Annotated in this window: 1 rRNA gene; it reads right to left on the bottom strand. The window is 50.2% G+C overall.

The window, feature by feature from the left end:
• Positions 1-69 precede the first annotated feature (69 nt).
• Positions 70-2,962: ribosomal RNA gene (locus JCM10519_RS24420) — 23S ribosomal RNA — on the bottom strand.
• Between the last annotated feature and the right edge of the window lie 241 nt (positions 2,963-3,203).

Genomic DNA, 3,203 nt, shown 5'->3' with positions numbered 1-3,203 from the left:
CATATACCCTCAAAACCACACATTGCTACATATCTATCTTCATCCGTTCTTCCTCTTACCTAAACCAACCTGGTTAAGCCCTCGACCTATTAGTGACAGTCAGCTCCACATGTTGCCATGCTTCCACCTCTGCCCTATCTACCTCGTCGTCTTCAAGGGGTCTTACTCTTGCGATGGGATATCTCATCTTGAGGGGGGCTTCACGCTTAGATGCCTTCAGCGTTTATCCCTTCCCGACTTGGCTACTCTGCCATGGCTTTGATAGCCAACAGATACACCAGAGGTCAGTCCATCCCGGTCCTCTCGTACTAAGGACAGCTCCTCTCAAATATCCTACGCCCACGCCGGATAGGGACCGAACTGTCTCACGACGTTCTGAACCCAGCTCGCGTACCGCTTTAATGGGCGAACAGCCCAACCCTTGGGACCTACTACAGCCCCAGGATGCGATGAGCCGACATCGAGGTGCCAAACCACTCCGTCGATGTGAACTCTTGGGAGTGATAAGCCTGTTATCCCCAGGGTAGCTTTTATCCGTTGAGCGATGGCAATCCCACTTTATACCACCGGATCACTAAGTCCTAGTTTCCTACCTGCTCCACCCGTCGGTGTCGCAGTCAAGCTCCCTTATGCCTTTGCACTCTTCGAATGGTTTCCGTCCATTCTGAGGGAACCTTTGAGCGCCTCCGATACCCTTTCGGAGGCGACCGCCCCAGTCAAACTCCCCGCCTGACATTGTCCCCCAGCCAGGTCATGGCTGCAGGTTAGAAATCCAATACCGCAAGGGTGGTATCCCAACATCGGCTCCACAGAGACTGGCGTCCCTGCTTCTTAGCCTCCCACCTATCCTGTACATGCAGTACCGAATCCCAGTATCAAGCTGGAGTAAAGCTCCATGGGGTCTTTCCGTCCTGGCGCAGGTAACCAGCATCTTCACTGGTATTTCAATTTCACCGGGTGCATTGTTGAGACAGCGCTCAAATCATTACGCCTTTCGTGCGGGTCGGAACTTACCCGACAAGGAATTTCGCTACCTTAGGACCGTTATAGTTACGGCCGCCGTTTACTGGGGCTTAAATTCAGAGCTTCGCGTTGCCGCTAACCCCTCCTCGTAACCTTCCAGCACCGGGCAGGCGTCAGCCCATATACCTCACCTTTCGGTTTTGCATAGACCTGTGTTTTTGCTAAACAGTTGCTTGAGCCTATTCTCTGCGGCCTGGTTTCCCAGGCACCCCTTATCCCGAAGTTACGGGGTCATTTTGCCGAGTTCCTTAACAATGCTTCTCCCGCCGGCCTTAGGATTCTCTCCTCATCCACCTGTGTCGGTTTACGGTACGGGCACATATCACACAATAGCGGCTTTTCTTGACAGCCCCTAAAAAGACTTCCCTACTTGTGTTCGGTACGCGTCACACCTTCCTGTTGCTGGGCGGATTTGCCATCCCAGCCAGTCCAATGCTTGCCCCGGTCTTTTCATTCCCGGGTTCTTCTTCGGTTCTGTGTCCCCACAGTTCTGATGATATGCGGTACAGGAATTTCAACCTGTTGTCCATCGACTACGTCTTTCGACCTCGCCTTAGGCCCCGACTTACCCAGAGCAGATCAGCTTTACTCTGGAAACCTTAGATATTCGGCCTGGAGGATTCTCACCTCCATCTCGCTACTCATTCCGGCATTCTCTCTTCTTAACACTCCACATCTCCTTACGGTAATGCTTCTGTGCGTTAAGAATGCTCCTCTACCAATGTATATAAATATACATTCCACAGCTTCGGTGTCGTGTTTCAGCCCCGGACATTTTCGGCGCAGGACCTCTCGACTAGTGAGCTATTACGCACTCTTTGAATGTGTGGCTGCTTCTAAGCCAACATCCTAGTTGTCTGTGAAATCCCACATCCTTTTCCACTTAACACGCACTTTGGGACCTTAGCTGGTGGTCTGGGCTCTTTCCCTTTTGACTACCCAACTTATCTCGTGCAGTCTGACTCCCGTACATCATCTGGCCGGCATTCGGAGTTTGATATTCTTTGGTAAGCTTTGACGCCCCCTAGGAAATTCAGTGCTCTACCTCCGGCAGACTAATACGAGGCTAGCCCTAAAGCTATTTCGAGGAGAACCAGCTATCTCCGGGTTCGATTGGAATTTCTCCCCTACCCACACCTCATCGCCACCCTTTTCAACGGATGTGCGTTCGGTCCTCCATTTCCTTTTACGGAAACTTCAACCTGGACATGGGTAGATCACCCGGTTTCGGGTCTACCTTTACTGACTCATTCGCCCTATTAAGACTTGGTTTCCCTTCGGCTCCACACCTTGAGTGCTTAACCTTGCCAGTAACGGTAACTCGCCGGACCGTTCTACAAAAAGTACGCGGTTCCACCTTTAACGTGGTTCCACAGCTTGTAAACACAGGGTTTCAGGTTCTCTTTCACTCCCCTCCCGGGGTCCTTTTCACCTTTCCTTCACAGTACTATGCGCTATCGGTCACTAAGTAGTATTTAGCCTTGGGGGGTGGTCCCCCCGAATTCCCACAAGGTTTCTCGTGTCTCGTGGTACTTTGGATCCTGCTCGCTGACTATTGCTTTCCCATACAAGGCTTTCACTTTCTATGGCCGGTCTTTCCAGGACCGTTCTGGTAACAAATCGTCTCACTTATTGCAGTCCATAACCCCAGTATGCACGCATACTGGTTTAGGCTCCTTCCATTTCGCTCGCCGCTACTTTGGAAATCGAGTTTTCTTTCTTTTCCTCCGGGTACTTAGATGTTTCAGTTCCCCGGGTTCCCGACGTATGGCTATTTATTCACCATACGACAGCTGAGGTTTGCTCAGCTGGGTTTCCCCATTCAGATATCTCCGGATCAAAGGATATTTGCTCCTCCCCGAAGCTTTTCGCAGCTTATCACGTCTTTCATCGGCTCTTAGTGCCAAGGCATCCACCCTGCGCTCTTTATAGCTTAACCAATTCGATGTTCACCTGCGGGTGCGGGCTACTGATCTAAGATACATAGCGTTGTATCTCTGGTCTTAGGTTTGTTATTTCACCGTACGTTACGGCTACTTTAACGAGTTTTGTTTGGTTACATCTTGCGATGTAACACCTCGGATGTCTTGATATTGTCTTTATACTTTGACATATAAAAACTTTATCTAGATATATTTCAATATGTGGTTTTCAAGGTACATGCGTGATGCAGTCAGAAG

It is taken from the genome of Clostridium sp. NkU-1, assembly GCA_001312405.1.
Note: the sequence above shows the minus strand (reverse complement) of the source record. Positions and strands in the feature narration are given on the sequence as shown.